Source organism: Fischerella major NIES-592, from assembly GCF_001904645.1.
Taxonomy (GTDB): domain Bacteria; phylum Cyanobacteriota; class Cyanobacteriia; order Cyanobacteriales; family Nostocaceae; genus Fischerella; species Fischerella thermalis.
Genome location: NZ_MRCA01000004.1, coordinates 140,055 through 156,066, shown reverse-complemented (window position 1 = coordinate 156,066; position 16,012 = coordinate 140,055). Strand labels below are relative to the sequence as shown.

Genomic DNA, 16,012 nt, shown 5'->3' with positions numbered 1-16,012 from the left:
AAATAGCAAAGGAAAAAACCATGGAAATGATGATTGAAGATTTAATGGAGCAAATGATTGAAATGGGTGGTTCGGATATGCATTTATCCGCTGGTTTGCCCCCTTATTTTCGCATCAGTGGCAAACTGACGCCCATTGGCGAAGAGCCTTTGTCTGGGGATCAGTGTCAAAGGTTGATTTTTAGTATGCTCAATAACTCCCAACGCAAAACATTAGAGCAAAACTGGGAATTAGATTGCTCTTATGGTGTCAAGGGATTAGCACGTTTCCGCGTCAATGTTTATAAAGAACGCGGTTCTTATGCAGCTTGTTTGCGGGCATTAAGTTCTAAAATACCTAATTTTGATAAATTAGGTTTGCCCGATGTAGTCAGAGAAATGTCGGAAAAGCCCAGAGGATTAATTCTAGTGACAGGTCCTACTGGTTCTGGGAAAACAACTACTCTAGCGGCAATGATTGATTTAATTAACCGCACACGGGCAGAACATATTTTGACAGTAGAAGATCCGATAGAGTTTGTTTATGAACCAATTAAAAGTCTGATTCATCAAAGGCAATTGGGTGAAGATACAAAGAGTTTTGCTAATGCTTTGAAAGCTGCTCTTAGAGAAGATCCAGATATTATTCTGGTAGGAGAAATGCGGGACTTAGAAACTATTTCCTTAGCTATTTCTGCTGCTGAAACTGGTCACTTAGTATTTGGTACTTTACATACTAGTTCGGCAGCACAAACTGTTGACCGAATTATTGACGTTTTTCCCCATGAAAAACAAACTCAGGTAAGGGTACAGTTATCTAACTCGTTAGTTGCGGTATTTAGCCAAACTTTAGTTCCGAAAAAGAATCCTAAACCTGGTGAATTTGGTCGGGTAATGGCACAGGAAATAATGATAGTTACTCCGGCTATTTCTAACTTAATTCGTGAAGGCAAAACAGCACAAATTTACTCATCTATTCAGACAGGTGGTAAATTAGGTATGCAAACTCTGGAGAAGGTTTTAGCTGATTTATATAAAGCGGGAACTATTTCTTTTGAAGCAGCAATGTCTAAAACTTCTAAGCCAGATGAAGTGCAACGTCTTATTGGCCCTGCTGCACCACCTGCTGCTGGAAAAGTCGGTACTGCTGGAACTGTAAAAGCACATTAAAAATTTTGTTATTAGTTGATAGTTCATTATTGCTTGAATGTTTCAGTATTTCTCAAACAACTAACAACTAATAACCAACAACTAAATTATTAACTTTCATACGGATAGAGGAAGTTCATGCCTACATTCGTTGCCCGTGTTCGCGATGCACAAGGCAAATCCAAAAAAGAAAAAATTGTTGCTGAGAACTTAGTAGAAGCACGTACTACTCTTAGACAGCAAGGATTTGTTGTCCAAGACTTGAAAAAATCTCAAGGTTTTGCAGACTTTGATCTGAAAAAGTTTCAAACATCATTAGTCAAAGTTTCTGTTAAAGACAAAGCTGTTTTTTCTCGTCAATTTGCTGCTTTGGTGAATGCAGGAGTAGCCATAGTTAGAAGTTTAGGAGTACTGTCTGAGCAATGTACTAATCCTAAACTTAAACAATCCCTCTTGGATATTAGTAGTGAAGTCCAAAATGGGGTAAACCTTTCAGAAGCAATGCGTAAGCATCCTGATTGTTTTGATGGTTTATATGTCAGTATGATTCAGGCTGGCGAGGTTGGTGGTGTTCTAGATGAAGTCCTAAATCGCTTAGCTAAGTTACTAGAAGATGTTGCCCGTTTACAAAACCAAATTAAATCAGCACTTGCTTACCCAGTTGCTGTTAGTATTATCGCGATCGCTATTTTTGTGGGGATGACGGTTTTTCTGATTCCTATCTTTGCCAAAATTTTTGAGGAACTAGGAACAGAATTACCACCCTTGACTCAATTCATGATGTTTTGTAGTGAAGTTCTGCGAAGTTGGCGAATTTTTGTGTTTATTGGATTTTTGATAGCAGTAGCATTTGCTTACAAGCAGTACTATAAAACTCGTGTTGGTAAGGAAACTATTGATCGTCTTTCCCTGAAAATGCCGTTATTTGGTGACTTAATCCAAAAGTCATCTGTTGCCCGTTTTAGTCGTACTTTTGGGGCTTTGACTCGTTCAGGTGTGCCAATTCTCACTTCTTTAGAAATTGTCCGAGATACTTCAGGTAATCAAGTAGTTTCTAATGCTATTGATGCAGCACGTGCAGAAATTCAACAAGGAGGTATGATTAGCATTGCCTTACAAAAAGAGCAAGTTTTTCCTCCTATGGCAATTCAAATGATCAGTATTGGTGAGGAAACTGGTGAATTAGATGGCATGTTGATGAAAATAGCTGATTTCTATGAAGATGAAGTAGAACAAGCAGTGAAAGCACTGACTAGTGTTTTAGAACCAATTATGATTGTAGTTTTGGGTGGAATGGTTGGTACTATTTTGATGTCGATGTATTTACCTTTGTTCAAGGTGTTTGAAAAGCTGGGCTAATAGAAAATAAAGGATAAAGGATGAAAGATTAACATGATTTTTTCATCCTTAATTCCAAACTAAAAATAATAATTTATCATTCTTTATATTGATCATGATCCTCAAAAAATCACATTATGAAACTAGTTTAGCCGAGTACAGTAATAATATTGGTGCGATCGCTTTACTCAAGCAACATCGTCCATACTTGGAAATGATTCCTAGCCTGCGTCGTCCAGACGAAAGCATCATTACCATTCCTTTGCCAATTGTGCGTTTGCGTAGGGAAGCAACAACTGCGGGTAAGACTATTTCTCTACCCTGCGATATAGCTGTTTTAATGTGTGATCCTGAATGGAAAATCAAAACAGGTAGCGAAATTATTGTTTTTATTCATCGTCCCCATGAGGACTTTTCAGATTTTTTGGGACGCTGGCGACAAACACAAGTTTGTTTGGATCAAGATTATGAATGGTTAATGTCCCCCCGCTACCAACATATTTTAAGTGAGGGGACAAATACTATATATCCTCTGTTTGTGGTTTTTCCAGAGACACTTGAGCGGATCAAGCGGGGTATATTAGGTGCTGATTTACCGTTTGTGGTGCAAACACCGGAATTAATTTTGGATGAGGAAGAAGAGGAATTGGGGATCGGGGATTAGGTCGTGTCCCTAAGGGTTTAAACCGTTAGCAGTCAGAGAAATTGTTGCAATGGATATGCTAAATGGTAACAACAAAATAAAACATTTAAAGGTTTGTAGTGAGCGGCTCTAGCCGCTCAAATTCTAAACACTAAAGTGCTTACTACAAACCTATTTCACAAATTGCGGCATAATCTCGGCAGCAGTGAATATCCCGTGGATACCGCGTTGATATAGGTTTATTCCTGCTTTGAGATAACCAAAGGCTGGGCCACAAACGTTTGCGGCCATGCTAGTCTCATCTCCTAATGTGAAGGTATGGGTGGAAATTTTACCTTCAAAGGTGCGTCCTGTTACCTTGACGTTGGTGCTGAGGGGCTTTTTGGGATTTCTGGTATCAACTACACCACCCACAGTAACGCGATCGCGCGAACAAATCCCTGCTAACTCTAACATCACGTCGTCGGCGTGTTCCATATTTTCTAATGTCAACACACCATTAGTTTTATCCAAAAGTGCTTCTACTTCTGCATCTGTCATCGCTCTGGCTGTTTCTACGTTATAACCAGGCATATGGGCAATATCTTCGCGGATAGTGGCGCGGTAAGCTTCCCAGTTTGCAATACCTACTCCAAAGGTAATTTCTACTCGATGAATTTCAGCGTAGCTTTGGGCTGCGATCGCTGCTGCTGCTGTTAATAGTCCTGGTGTCGCCCCGCATCCTGTCATGTAGGTAATACCTGCGGCTTGTAGTTCTTCTTTCAGGGCTATTAGCTGTTCTACTGCACTTGTGCGTTTAATGGCATCTACTAATACCCCACGCCAACCAGAATTAATAAATTGCTTGACGACAGTTGGAATAAAATCATTGGGTAAGTTTGGTAAAGCTAAGAAATATCCATCTACAGGCTGATTGCTTTCTAATAATTCCTGAATACTACGATTGCTTAATGTGCCAAACGGTTCTAAATAACCTACTGAACCCTGAGACTGATATGTGGCAATGCAGTCTTGGGCATTTAAACCCTCGGTAGCGTAAGCATAACCTTTATTGTCTGCTGCCGCTACTAAAATCATTTCTCGTTTGGGGGCAAGGACTTTAGCAGCAGCCTGCCCTAGTCCACCAAAACCCAGTACTCCAATACGTATTGCTTTAGAAAAATTGGTAGAACCCATTACTTGGTTTGTATTCATAAGTTAATTAGCTGAGTTAAGTGAAGTACCCCTAGTTTCGCTGCGCTACACAAGGGGCTTCCTGTCCTGAACCAGTATCCCGGTTCATGCCTAGTCTTTCAACTAGCTGATCAGGCGTAGATTTCCCTTCTTCCAAGGGTATTTTTGATTCAGAGAACAGTATTAGGTTAAGGGCAGCGTTAATATCTCTGTCCCAAAAACTCTTGCATTCTGGACATTGCCATTCACGAATAGCAAGTGTTAAATCTTGTTTGATGTAGCCACATTTAGAACATCTTTTAGAACTGGGAAAAAACCTATCTACGTAATGAATTTCACAACCGTAGATATCTCCTTTGTACTCCAACATTGTGAGGAAATTTCCCCAAGCTATATCACTAATGTGTTTTGCTAACTTACGGTTTTTGATCATTCCTTTAATCATAAGACTTTCGGCTGAGATTCTTTGGTTTTCAGAAGTCAGCTTCAGACTTATTTTGTGCTGGTAATCTTGCCGTTGATTAGCTACTTTTTCGTGAATCTTAGCTACTGTTAATCTAGCTTGATTGCGATTATTAGAAGCTTTTTGTTTTCTACTTAATCTCCTTTGCCTTATTTTGAGTCGGCGTAAAGATGCGCGAAAGTATTTAGGGTTTTCAAACTTCTCACCAGATGAAGTAATCGCGAATTCTTTTAATCCTAAGTCAAGACCTATCTTGTTACCGTTCAAAGGCGCAATCAGAATATCTTGCTCAGTAACTATTGATGCGTAATATTTTCCAGATGGCGTTTTAGATATTGTTACATTTTTAGGTGTTCCTAATATCTGCCGATGAATCACCATCTTAATAGGCGTCATCTTAGGAAGTCTCAGAAATCCAGCATTATCTATCAAAAAGTGCTGTGGTACTCTAAATGATTGTCGATTACTTTTCTTTTTAAAGTTTGGGAATTCTCCTAATTTTTTGAAAAATCCAACAAATGCTGACTCTAAATCTTTAAGGGTTTGCTGTAGCGATTGGGAATTAACCTCTTTGAGCCATTCAAATTCAGACTTCAAATTAGTTAATAACTTTGCCCACTCCTTATAACGCAGAGATTTTTTAGACTCTGCATAGACATCTGTTGTCAGCCTTAAAAAGTGGTTGTAAACAAACCTTGAACAACCAAAACATTTTGCCAAAAATGCTGATTGCTCTTTGTTCGGATACAGTCGAAATTTATAAGCTTTATTTCCCATTGCGCTTACTATACAGTACTTATCCAATTTTGGTCAATTGGTTAAGTGCTAAAAATCCGGGCTTTGCTATCCCGAACCAAGCTCCACTCCGTTTCGCACGGAGTCTTCCCGCAAAGAATGAGAAATTTTATCTTGATTTATGATGCTGGGTTATTCGGTTGTGTCAGTAGGCATATAGATTAGGAGACATTTCATTGATCATTTGAATCCTCAATCTGGAGGACTTCGTAGTTAATGCGATCGCACGCTGTCATTTAACCTAGACAAAACTAATCATAATGATAAATATTTTCAATAAAAACCATAGCTTTTTAGCTGATTTTGCTGGCTCTACTACGTCTAGCACTGCTTTTCTAGGCTTTATACAATTTTATTACTAGTTAAATTTTGAGCTTGACTTCTCGATCAGGTTAAGAGAAACTTACATGTAATAGATGTGTTGACTAATAAGACTAATAATTTTTGTAAATTTTCTGAGATATATATTTTGAGAGATGGAACATTAGTTAACAAATGGCTAATTTTGTAGCTAAGGAAAAATGCTGTTCCCTGAAGCTACATTTTTAGCCACTTGCTAGAGCAGTACAATCCAAGCGTACTATTTGTGGTTGGCCAAAAGCATGGAGACATTAGAATTCATCATTTATCCAGATGGTCGGGTACAGGAAAAAGTCACTGGTATCGTGGGTAATTCCTGTGCCGAAGTGACAGCGGCTATAGAAGCACAGTTGGGACTAGTGCTTAGTCAAGAGCCAACCTCAGAATTCTTCGCCGCCAAGGTGCAGCAATCTGGAGTGGTGAACACCCAAACCGCTTATAGCGATTGGTAAATTTGCAAACCGAACATTTAGTTTAGTCGATTCATAACCGCCATGTCACACTTTAGCCAAATTAAAACCCAAATTCGTAATCTTGAATCTTTGCAAGATGCTCTCTCTGACTTGGGTATAGACTGGAAAAAAGGCCCGCGTGAAGTGCGTGGCTATCGTGGTCAGACTCACAGTGCCGAGATTACTATCGAGCAAGATAATGGCTATGATATTGGTTTCAAATGGAATGGTAAAGAATACGAATTGGTAGCTGACTTACAGTATTGGCAACAAGACTTGTCTGTAGAGGGATTCTTACGCCAGGTAACACAGCGCTATGCTTATCATACAGTAGTAAAAGAGACAGCACGTGCAGGCTTTCAAGTTGCTGAACAACAAAAAAATGAAGATGGTTCCATTCGCCTGGTAGTACAACGCTGGAGTGCGTAAATGTCTGATTTTTTGCCGTCGCTGGAAGAGAAGGAAAATAACCGCTCCGGACTAGAACCAGAATTAGGCGGCTTTTTGCGGGATGCCCCAGAACGTTCCGGTCTAGAGCCGGAATTAGGGGGTATGCTACGCCAAAAAGGTGTGTATGTTGATGAAATCACCTGTATTGGCTGTAAACACTGCGCCTTTGTTGCCCGTAATACTTTTTATATAGAACCTGATTATGGGCGATCGCGCGCTATACGTCAAGATGGGGATCCAGAGGAAGTAATTCAAGAGGCAATAGACACTTGCCCTGTTGACTGTATCCACTGGACTGATTATACCGAACTAAAACGTTTAGAAGAGGAACGTAAATATCAGGTCATACCTGTGGTGGGTTATCCTGTGGAAGGTGCAGTTGCAGCTGCTGAGCGACGACGCAAAAAGCTAAAATCAAAACAAAAAAAATCTCGCTATTAAAAACAACTGGTTCCAAAATATTAAGAGGAGGTAGGGCTGGATTTACCAGCCTTTTTGTTTTTTTAGTTAAATTTTTGGTTTTTTGGCTTGGTTGCTTCATAGTCTTTTTATAAAGATTCAGTATAAAAATCATGAAATTATTGTTAAATCACCTTAGAACTAGTGTGATTTAGATTTTCTTGCTTTAAGATTTTTAATTAATGCTTCACGAAAAAATATTTAGTTGTAAGATTGTGAGTATGTGCGAATGGTAGCGCAACTCTGAAACAAAATCTCAGAGGATACCCTTATGTTCAAGCTAGGTTCAACTAAATCTATCTTCCTGGCTCACATCCAGCAAGCACTGCTAGGGGGTAATCTTTTCATTGAATATGATCTTGTGCTTCAGAGTGTCCCTGCTGTGAGAATTCCTGGCGGTTTGACTCCACCCTGAGTATATGGTTTGAATGCCTCTCTCTGTAGCCGTAAAAAGTAGTAATGAAACTATTCTCTTCAATATTGCTGGAGAGAGATTCTACACAGCACAAGAGACATCTATTCTATATATCTACCTAAATTAACCATCTAAAGTTTTAGTTAATGCTTAATTTAGCTCCGTGGAGTGTAAATACTTTATCAATGCAATAACTCAATCAGTGTAATCAAGAGCTTATCAAAAATTAGGGATAAAGTCTTATTTTTCACCATCCCTGGAAAAATTTACCCAGTAAAAGTGGCTGGAAAAATATTGAAAGTCGCCTAGTGTGGTGGCGCTTATTTGCCAGAAGGAAGCATAAGACAACAGTTTAGTTGACCTCACAAAGATAAAGTCATAAAACTTTGCACCAGCAAAAATGTAGTAAGACAAACTTTATCTCTGCAATCAGTACTGAAACTTAATTGGTAATGACTTAACTTTGTTGCTGCTCTTCAGCGTAATACAACAAAAAACTATTTTCAGTTGTAGGACTAGATTTAATTATGACCTCAATGCCAAAATTCCCCTCAGTTGCCGTATGTATTCCCACTTATAACCAAGCCCAATACTTGATTCAATCTGTAAGTAGTGCTTGTTGTCAAACTTATCCAAATGTGGAAGTATGGGTTTCAGACGATGGCAGTACTGACGAAACCCCTCAGGTGATGGAACAGTTATGTCAGCAGTTTCCCCAAGTACGTTACTATCGGCAACCCAAGAACTTAGGTATTGCTGGCAACAATACTTGGTTGATGAGTCAGCCAAAAACTGACTTTATCGTACGTTTGGACTCAGATGATGCTTTAATGCCAAATTATGTGGAGAAACTAGTCTCACTGTTACAAAAATATCCAGAAGCTGGTTATGCTCATACCGCTATTCAAGAAATTGATGAGCATGGGAAGAATCGTTCAATAGGACGAGTTGTCAGAAAAAAAGAGTTTCAAAACTCTGATGAAGCACTAATGGCAGCGGTTTCTGGCTATAGAGTGGCAGCAAACATTATCATGTTTAGAACTAAGGCACTCCAAGAATTAAGATATTACGAAAATCGGCCTGAATATGTTGAGGATTATGATTTATCTGTGAGAATCGCAGATGTTGGCTACGGGAATGTTTATGCAGATGAAGTGCTAGCAAAATATCGCGTTTGGACTGATGTGCAGAAAACACGTTCCAAGCGTAAGCATTTGCAATTGAGAGGATATATTCGGATTTTTGAAGAGAGTTTTTTACCAGCTTTTCAACGGCGGGGCTGGGATGTAAAAGTGCTAGATAAACAGAGACGGAAGATGGCAATCATACATTCAGCCTATTGTTTTCTACCTATTTTTAATCAAGAAGAACGAGCAGAACTTGTAGCTTTATTAAAACAATTGGGTGATTCGCCTCTATTACGGCTGCGAATTGTAGCACTATCTTTGGGTTTTGCTCCTTTCTTTGAGTGGCAACTCCACACAGAACTTAAGTTAAAAGGCTTTGTTAAAGACTGGTTAAGCAAACTGAAAAGTATATCATTAGTCAAAGCTGTAGGATAAGTTTTTCAGGTGTGAAGGTATAGTTAATTAGATTTTTAGCTATACCACACCTAAACTAATATTTTAAACGCAAAAAGGCGCAAAGGCTGCGCAAAGGTACGCAGAGTTTTTTCCAATAAATTGGCTCTAAATTAATTAGAGGCTGAGAAAATAATTAAATATATCGCTCATTTAGTTAAAGTATCATGTTGAGCAAGCAGCCTTTCTACTTTCGCTTCATCTATCCTGGCTGTCAGCTTTTTGGATTCATGTAAATCCCTCATGGTTTTCGCCAAAGAAAAACTAGAACCTATTGAAAAAGTCATACCCATACCCATAAAACCTTTCACCCAGTTATCTACGGGTAAGTTAATAATACCGACGGTAGTCATAGAAATGGCAAGCAAAAAAGCAGCCCATGTTTGAAAAATCCAAGCTGCACTTTCTTTTTGCTGTGGTCCTAGTGTTTGCATGTACCTAACCTTTGAAAGGACTAACTAATTGTCATTGTAATGAGCGGTATTGTGATGGGAATATTTTAAAAAGACAGTTTGATAACTGGACTTAAATAGTGTTATTGCTAAAGGTTAAAGGGCAAAGAAAAAGGACATGATCTTCATCCTTTAATCTTTACCCTTTAACTTTTCAGCTTCATTTTTTTGTCACAGTTTGGTAACTGGCACAGAAGGAATATTGATCAGTTATCAGTTATCAGTTACCAGTTATAAGGGATTCATCACTCAGGAACGGTTGTCTGCTATATCGGCGTTAACTGATAAGTGTTTACCGTTCACTGATTTAATCCCTCTCTTCAAAAGTTTTTACCTTGCCATCAGGACTGTAAACAGCTCTAATAGTCACAGTTTGCCCATTACGATTGGGAGAAATAAAAGGATCACCAACTAAAGGCATTCCTGTGCGATCAATATATATTCTTGAAGCTTTTCCTAAAGGAAAAATACGTTCAATAGTGCCATCAACACCCACAACCAAACTATATTCTAGTGTTTGGTTGAAGCCAGAAGGTGGCTGCCAGCGCCTTGTTAAAACTTTTCCAGCTTCGGACACTTGAGCAGTTGCGTCAAATAAAGGATTGCTGTTTCTAGTCGCGACTTGGTTAGAATTATTATCCTTTCGTAATCTCTCAATTAATTGGGAAGTATCTTCTGCATCAACTGAGTTATTAGTTGGTAATTGATTTTTTTGGTTGAGAGTGCTACTGCGGTTATTGGGTGCGGTAGCAACAGTCGGTGGAATAGCAGGCAGAGTAGAAGGTAGGCTAGATTCTGTAGTGGATGAATTTGGTGAATTTAATGAAATATTGCCATTTTGGGCAACAACTCCACTATTAGAACGAGAGGCGGTGCTGTTCTGTTGTGAAGGATTGGGTTGAATACGAATTTGTTGCCCAGGATTTGTTAATGTCCGTGGTACGGTTGTGGTGGAAAGTTTGGCTTCTGGTGGAACTGTGGGGAATACGTTGTTCCCGGAAGATGATTGGGAAGGTGGGGGGAATGTCGATGTAGAGGCAGAAGGGGGAACTGCTTGAGAAGGTGCGCTAGGTAATATGGGCGCTGTAGGAAATCCTTGGGCTTGGGGAGAGATTGGGGTAGGTGAAGCTAAGGTGGAACCAGGTATTGACAAACTATTAGAACCGAAGGGTAGGGGAGGTAGTTGATCTGTGGGGGTGATTGCAGGTGTGGGCGAAGCTAAAGGTGATGGTTCTAAGGCAAGTTTATCTTCAGTAGCAGTAGGTTTTTGCTTACTCTGAGTCACAAATTTATCGTAAGTAAAGGGTACTAAACCAATAGCTAATACTAGTACTGCTACCGCAGGCACCCAACCAGGAATAGCAAAACGCGATCGCCCTTGATAGAGATTAGGTAGGGCAAGTATATCGTCAGAGTATTGATCTAAGGCTGTTGCCAAATCAAATAACTGTAGCAAATTCAGTTGAACAACAGGCTGAGATGCTTGGTATCCTAAAGAACCGAGAAACAAATTATGAGTTAAATGGCTGTTTGGTTTGATGTGTATTTCTGTTTCTGGTATTGGATTATTAAAAGAATTTAATGTTTCGGTAGAAGCTGGATTTTGTAATGGTTCTTGTGATTCTGGTTCATCTGGTGCATTAGTTGAGTCCTCTGGTTTTGAGAAGTTTGCCCAAAAACTTTCAGGGGACATTTGAAGGAATTCCTGCACGTAGTTTGTGACTGCTGCACACAAAGCTTCTAGTTGATCGCGATCGCCCCGAATAACGATCTTCTGTTCTTCGCTGAGTCGTGGATCGTCAAAGCTTAACTCAAAGCGTAGATCCTTGAGAACAGATCTTCCCTTTCCCACCCAACGAGATAGAGATGAGCTTTGTGCCAATACTTCTAGCGTGCAAGTGGGTGGTGTGTAACGACGGATGACAGAATTTGTTACAGGCATGGCAGGAACTGCAAGCAGGACATTTTCAAAATTTCGTTGAACGGTCTATAAGTGCTAGCCAGAGGCGGCGATGTCCACCAGGACCACTATAAAAAAGAAGATCTATCAGCAGTTTTAAAGCCAGGTGGGTAAGTTCATCCGTGGAGATCGTCGAGTCTTCCTCCATCCGTTCTTGGTAAGTGTTGCAGAAAGCATCGATATAATCTCCTAATAAAGCAGCCTGATGAGGTTCGCGGTTATTTTCCGCCATCTGTTCTAACAAGCCAACAGCACGACGAATCAATTCTTGATGCTGTTTGGCAAGATAACAAATAATGAGAACAAGCGCTCGCGCTTCTTCAACATCGAGCTTTTTTCGCCCTCCTTGACCTTTGCGTAGCGGATTAGACTGGCGCAGCCGCCACAGCGCTACACGGTCTGGCACTCTGGACTCTAAATTTAGATTAATTGCCGCTGAAAGCATTGCCTCGGAGCCAATGCCAGTCAATGTTTCTAATGCCAACAGCACCAAATCTAATTGGGTTTTAATATTTTCCCATTGAGTTGTGTTTGGGGCTGGAAGCTTTATTAAATCCTCCCACTGAGGAGTAGGAGTGGGTGAATTAGCGGCAGAGTGCATAACTTTTAGCATAGGTGATCGGGCTAGTAGGGGCTGTTGCTGTTACCCATTTTGAAACCAGACTTTTACGAGCAAATATTAGTTTCCTAAAGCTATGAATAAAAAGTAGCCTACAGCAAGCTGTTGGGCGTTTTTGAGAATTGAGATGGTTGGGTAAACAGCAGTGGTCTTTGTCTTACTCTATGACGAAAAGCGATTTGGGATAAAGTACAAGCGCTTTTAATGACGTTTTGTCTGCTGATTGCACCAACCTTGTGTTTAACTATTTTCTGATTAAACTGATGCTTTATACAAAATAAATAAATCTTCCTTTAGATAGATATTTACTCCTGATTCCTGATTAATTGTCTATCTGACTACTTTAACTTAACAACCAAAGAATACATAATTGTCCATATTTCAACAAGCAGTATCTAAGAAAAAATTATTGTTTTGTTTACGTAGTAATTAAGAATTTTTGATCAGGAAAGGCAGAGGATAAATTCTCATACCGAGTTGCATTCATAGATATTACCTCACCCCGCCTTTGGCACCCCTCTCCTTACCAAGGAGAGGGGAACTCGGCGAAAAATCTGATAAGGAATTTTGATTGCAGCTGATACACCAGATGGTTGAATTGCATCCAACATATGAAAGTATGCTTTTGCATCAGCAAATACAACTTCTACTATTAAATCTCGAAAAATTTCAACTAAATTCAGTTCATTGGCGACTTCTACAATGTAAGGCTGAATCCAAATAAACTGTTTGATTGCTTCATGAAAATCTAACTCAAAGAAATCGGTAGCGCTATTATTCGTTGACATGTAGCCTCAATGCAGAAATACTGATGATAGTATAAAAATAAAAATGAGACGCAATGAATAGCGTCTCTAGATGATTACTGCGGCAAATTTATACAAAAATTTTATTAAGCAATTCAGTCCACATATGCCACAGTCACACCAGTACCACCATCAGATTGTTCTGCTGCTTCGTAACGACTAACTCTGGGGTGTTGCCGCAAAAAGGCATGAACACCTTGGCGCAGTTTACCAGTACCGTGTCCGTGAATAATCCAGATTGGCCCTGTTGCTTCGGAAATTGCTTTATCTAAAACAAGTTCGGCATCTGCAACTCTACGCCCACGTATATCTACTGTATTTTTAGATGTGCGAATTGCTGGGGCTGGTTGGGTTGGAGTAACTGGTGTTGCTGCTGGGGCTGGTTTTGCTTTCGCTACTGGTTCAGCTTTTTTTCCATCCAGAGATTCCACATCTTCCAGTTTGACTGTCATTTTCATAATCCCAAACCGGACGGTCAATTCACCATCCTCATCGGGTGCAGTCAAAACTTCTGCTGTTTGCCCTAATTTGGGAATTCGGATGCGATCGCCTTCTTTGGGAATGTATCCTTGTTTCGGTTTTGGTGGTGGTTGGGGTATAAATTTTTCGGCAATTTGATGCAAAGCATTTGTGGCTTGTTGGGCATCTTGGGCAGTGGGTGTACCTTGCTGCAAGCGGCGAATGACTTGAGCAATTTCGCTTCTAGCTTGAGCGATCGCTTGCTGTACCGCTATTTCTTGGGAAGCACGCAAAGTTTGTTCTCTTTCCTGTAAATTTGCGGCTTTTGCGGAGACTTCTTTGTATAAACGCTCAGCTTGCTGCAACAAATCTTGTGCTTGTGCAGCTTTGGTTTCTTGGCGGCGGCGTTGCGCTTCCAACCCAGCAATTACCTGGTTAAGTTCGTCTGTTGATCCTCCCAGATTAGTTTTTGCCTGTTCAATAACTTCTGCTTTTAACCCCAAGCGTCGGGCAATTGCCAAAGCGTTAGAACGTCCAGGAATCCCCCACAGTAGACGGTAAGTAGGCGAAAGGGTGGCTTCATCAAATTCTACCGAGGCGTTTTCAAACCGTTCATCTTGATATTTCAACGCTTTGAGTTCACCAAAGTGAGTAGTTGCCATAGTTAACTGGGCATGATCTGCCAGATACCGTAATAAGGCGATCGCTAAGGCACTACCTTCAGCGGGATCTGTGCCTGCGCCGACTTCATCGAGGAGTACTAGGGCAAAACTTTGATGGGGTGGTGGGGTGCAATCTTTCTTCCCATCTCCCAATCTCCCCATTGCTCCTAATCCCCACTCCCTGTCGGTTGTGGGGGCCCCGAGTTCCCCATCAAGTGGCTTATCTATCGCCTCCAAAATCCGAATAATACGGCGGATATGCCCAGAAAATGTAGACAAATTTTGTTGTAGTGATTGTTCATCACCTATATCTGCCAATACCTGGTCAAACCAAGGTAATTCTACTGGTTCACGGGCAGGAACAAATAAACCGACTTTTGCCATTAGGGCTGCTAAACCTAAGGTTTTTAAAGTTACTGTTTTACCACCTGTGTTTGGACCAGTAATAGTTACTACTTTAATTTCTGGTTGAATCAGTAAATCTACAGGAACTACTGCTTGTCCTTGTTCGTGTTGTTGCTGCCATACTAACAACGGATGCCGTAATTGCCGTAGGGTAATGTACTCGTTTGTTTGGCGATTGATAAAACGGGGTGGATTGGCTTGTAGCCAGAAACTATAACGTGCTTTGGCAGTTGCTAAATCTAGAGTAGTAGTAATGGCAAGTAATTTTTCCAAATCAGGTTTTACTTCTGCCACTTGTTCAGTTAAGGCGCGACGAATAGCCTCTTCTTCTGCTTGTTCTGTTCTAACTAACTGCCGCAGTTGATTACCCAAGGGAACAATAGAATTTGGTTCTATATAGAGCGTTGCACCGCTAGCAGAAGTATCATGAACTATGCCGGGAATTGCATCTTTTTGCGGCGCTTTCACAGGAATTACATAGCGATCGCCTCGTTGGGTAATAATTTGTTCCTGAACTGCATTGGATTTTACTTGGATAATATTATGTAATTTTTGTGTAATTTGGTTACGTAATTTCCGCAATTCTGTACGAATGTCAGCAAGTTTTTGGCTAGCGCGATCGCTTACTTGTCCTCGTTCGTCAATACAACGATGAATTTCCTGTTCTAGTTCTGGATAAGTTCTTAACTCAGCCACTAGTTCTGTGAGAATGGGCAAATCTGGCTGATTATCGATGATCCGACGTAAATTTCTGCTTCCCGCCAGAGTGGTAGCAATAGCCAGGAGTTCTTCACCTGCCAGAACTCCTTGTAGTTCTGCCCTTTCTAGAGAATCACCAATATCTTGAATTCCTTCAAACGAAAGTCCTGTAGTGAGGCGACTTTCGAGTTCATACACTTCTTTAGTTTGCGTCAACAAATACTCACTCTCAACTTGAGAGCCAGGCGGAGTCAAATCGCGCGCTGCGATCGCCCCCAGTTTAGTAGCCGCAAAGGTCGATAGATGCTGGCAGAGGCGATGCCATTCGAGTAGTTCTAGGGTTTCAGATTGAATCAAGGCTTTGATATGTACTGTTTTAATAATTGATTAATATCTGATTTAAATAATCTGAAATTTATCGTAGCAATACAAAACCCTCCACGGCTCACTCTGGCAGGGTGAAATTTCCGTATAGCATCGAAAAAAAAGGGGTGTAGGAAGATTTTGTGGCTGTAGGGTAAAAATTTCCGGGTATTTTGGAGTATTTTTAAAGATATGAATTTAAGAAAAATTCTTATTTTTTCTTACACCCTTACACCCTTAAACCCTTTTGCTAAATCGACTAACTCAACCGTATTGAATTTAAAGATGCCAAAACAACCAGGCATGGGTGAAAATAACTAAGTAATAATTGA

The 16,012-nt window shown here is 40.3% G+C and carries 14 protein-coding genes; 7 read left to right on the top strand and 7 right to left on the bottom strand.

From position 1 onward, the window contains the following. Positions 1–20: 20 nt before the first annotated feature. The 3 genes from NIES592_RS09880 to NIES592_RS09870 all read left to right on the top strand — a co-directional run bounded on the left by NIES592_RS09880 (position 21) and on the right by NIES592_RS09870 (position 3,129). Positions 21–1,148, top strand: coding sequence for a type IV pilus twitching motility protein PilT (locus NIES592_RS09880; protein ID WP_073555648.1), 1,128 nt, complete (start codon positions 21–23; stop codon positions 1,146–1,148). A 117-nt stretch (positions 1,149–1,265) separates the two neighbouring features. Further along, positions 1,266–2,486, top strand: coding sequence for a type II secretion system F family protein (locus tag NIES592_RS09875; RefSeq protein WP_073555647.1), 1,221 nt, complete (start codon positions 1,266–1,268; stop codon positions 2,484–2,486). 94 nt (positions 2,487–2,580) lie between these two features. Beyond that, entirely contained in the window at positions 2,581–3,129 is a 549-nt protein-coding gene (locus NIES592_RS09870; RefSeq protein WP_073555646.1) for a hypothetical protein, read from the top strand. A gap of 150 nt (positions 3,130–3,279) precedes the next feature. Here NIES592_RS09870 and bioU read toward each other — a convergent pair whose 3' ends face one another. Both bioU and tnpB read right to left on the bottom strand, forming a co-directional pair. After that, positions 3,280–4,302, bottom strand: coding sequence for a (S)-8-amino-7-oxononanoate synthase BioU (bioU, locus tag NIES592_RS09865; RefSeq protein WP_062248331.1), 1,023 nt, complete (start codon positions 4,300–4,302; stop codon positions 3,280–3,282). Positions 4,303–4,333: 31 nt separating this feature from the next. Beyond that, positions 4,334–5,521, bottom strand: coding sequence for an IS200/IS605 family element RNA-guided endonuclease TnpB (tnpB, locus tag NIES592_RS09860; protein WP_073555645.1), 1,188 nt, complete (start codon positions 5,519–5,521; stop codon positions 4,334–4,336). Between the two features lie 620 nt (positions 5,522–6,141). On the opposite strand from tnpB, the gene NIES592_RS09855 reads away from it, so the two are divergent. The 4 genes from NIES592_RS09855 (at position 6,142) to NIES592_RS09840 (ending at position 9,237) form a co-directional block, all read left to right on the top strand. Next, a complete protein-coding gene (locus NIES592_RS09855) occupies positions 6,142–6,351 on the top strand; it encodes a DUF2997 domain-containing protein (protein ID WP_009456778.1) in 210 nt (69 codons plus the stop codon). Positions 6,352–6,393: 42 nt separating this feature from the next. Next, positions 6,394–6,780 (top strand): DUF1257 domain-containing protein, encoded by a 387-nt coding sequence (locus tag NIES592_RS09850; protein WP_073555644.1) that lies wholly within the window; start codon positions 6,394–6,396, stop codon positions 6,778–6,780. Further along, positions 6,781–7,242: a ferredoxin gene (locus tag NIES592_RS09845; RefSeq protein ID WP_009456776.1), complete on the top strand. Its 462-nt coding sequence runs from the start codon at positions 6,781–6,783 to the stop codon at positions 7,240–7,242. A 960-nt stretch (positions 7,243–8,202) separates the two neighbouring features. After that, positions 8,203–9,237, top strand: a complete 1,035-nt coding sequence (locus tag NIES592_RS09840; RefSeq protein WP_084552270.1) for a glycosyltransferase — start codon at positions 8,203–8,205, stop codon at positions 9,235–9,237. A 167-nt stretch (positions 9,238–9,404) separates the two neighbouring features. Here the strand turns inward: NIES592_RS09840 and NIES592_RS09835 are convergent, their stop codons facing one another. The 5 genes from NIES592_RS09835 to NIES592_RS09815 form a co-directional block, all read right to left on the bottom strand. Then, positions 9,405–9,689, bottom strand: a complete 285-nt coding sequence (locus NIES592_RS09835) for a YiaA/YiaB family inner membrane protein (protein ID WP_062248338.1) — start codon at positions 9,687–9,689, stop codon at positions 9,405–9,407. A 325-nt stretch (positions 9,690–10,014) separates the two neighbouring features. Then, a complete protein-coding gene (locus NIES592_RS09830; RefSeq protein WP_073555643.1) occupies positions 10,015–11,649 on the bottom strand; it encodes a DUF4335 domain-containing protein in 1,635 nt (544 codons plus the stop codon). 25 nt (positions 11,650–11,674) lie between these two features. Beyond that, positions 11,675–12,280 (bottom strand): DUF3038 domain-containing protein, encoded by a 606-nt coding sequence (locus NIES592_RS09825; protein WP_009456761.1) that lies wholly within the window; start codon positions 12,278–12,280, stop codon positions 11,675–11,677. A gap of 503 nt (positions 12,281–12,783) precedes the next feature. Beyond that, positions 12,784–13,074 carry a hypothetical protein gene (locus NIES592_RS09820; RefSeq protein WP_062248342.1) on the bottom strand — a complete coding sequence of 97 codons (291 nt, stop codon included), beginning with the start codon at positions 13,072–13,074 and terminating at the stop codon, positions 12,784–12,786. Positions 13,075–13,187: 113 nt separating this feature from the next. After that, positions 13,188–15,674 carry an endonuclease MutS2 gene (locus NIES592_RS09815; protein ID WP_073555642.1) on the bottom strand — a complete coding sequence of 829 codons (2,487 nt, stop codon included), beginning with the start codon at positions 15,672–15,674 and terminating at the stop codon, positions 13,188–13,190. Positions 15,675–16,012: the final 338 nt, after the last annotated feature.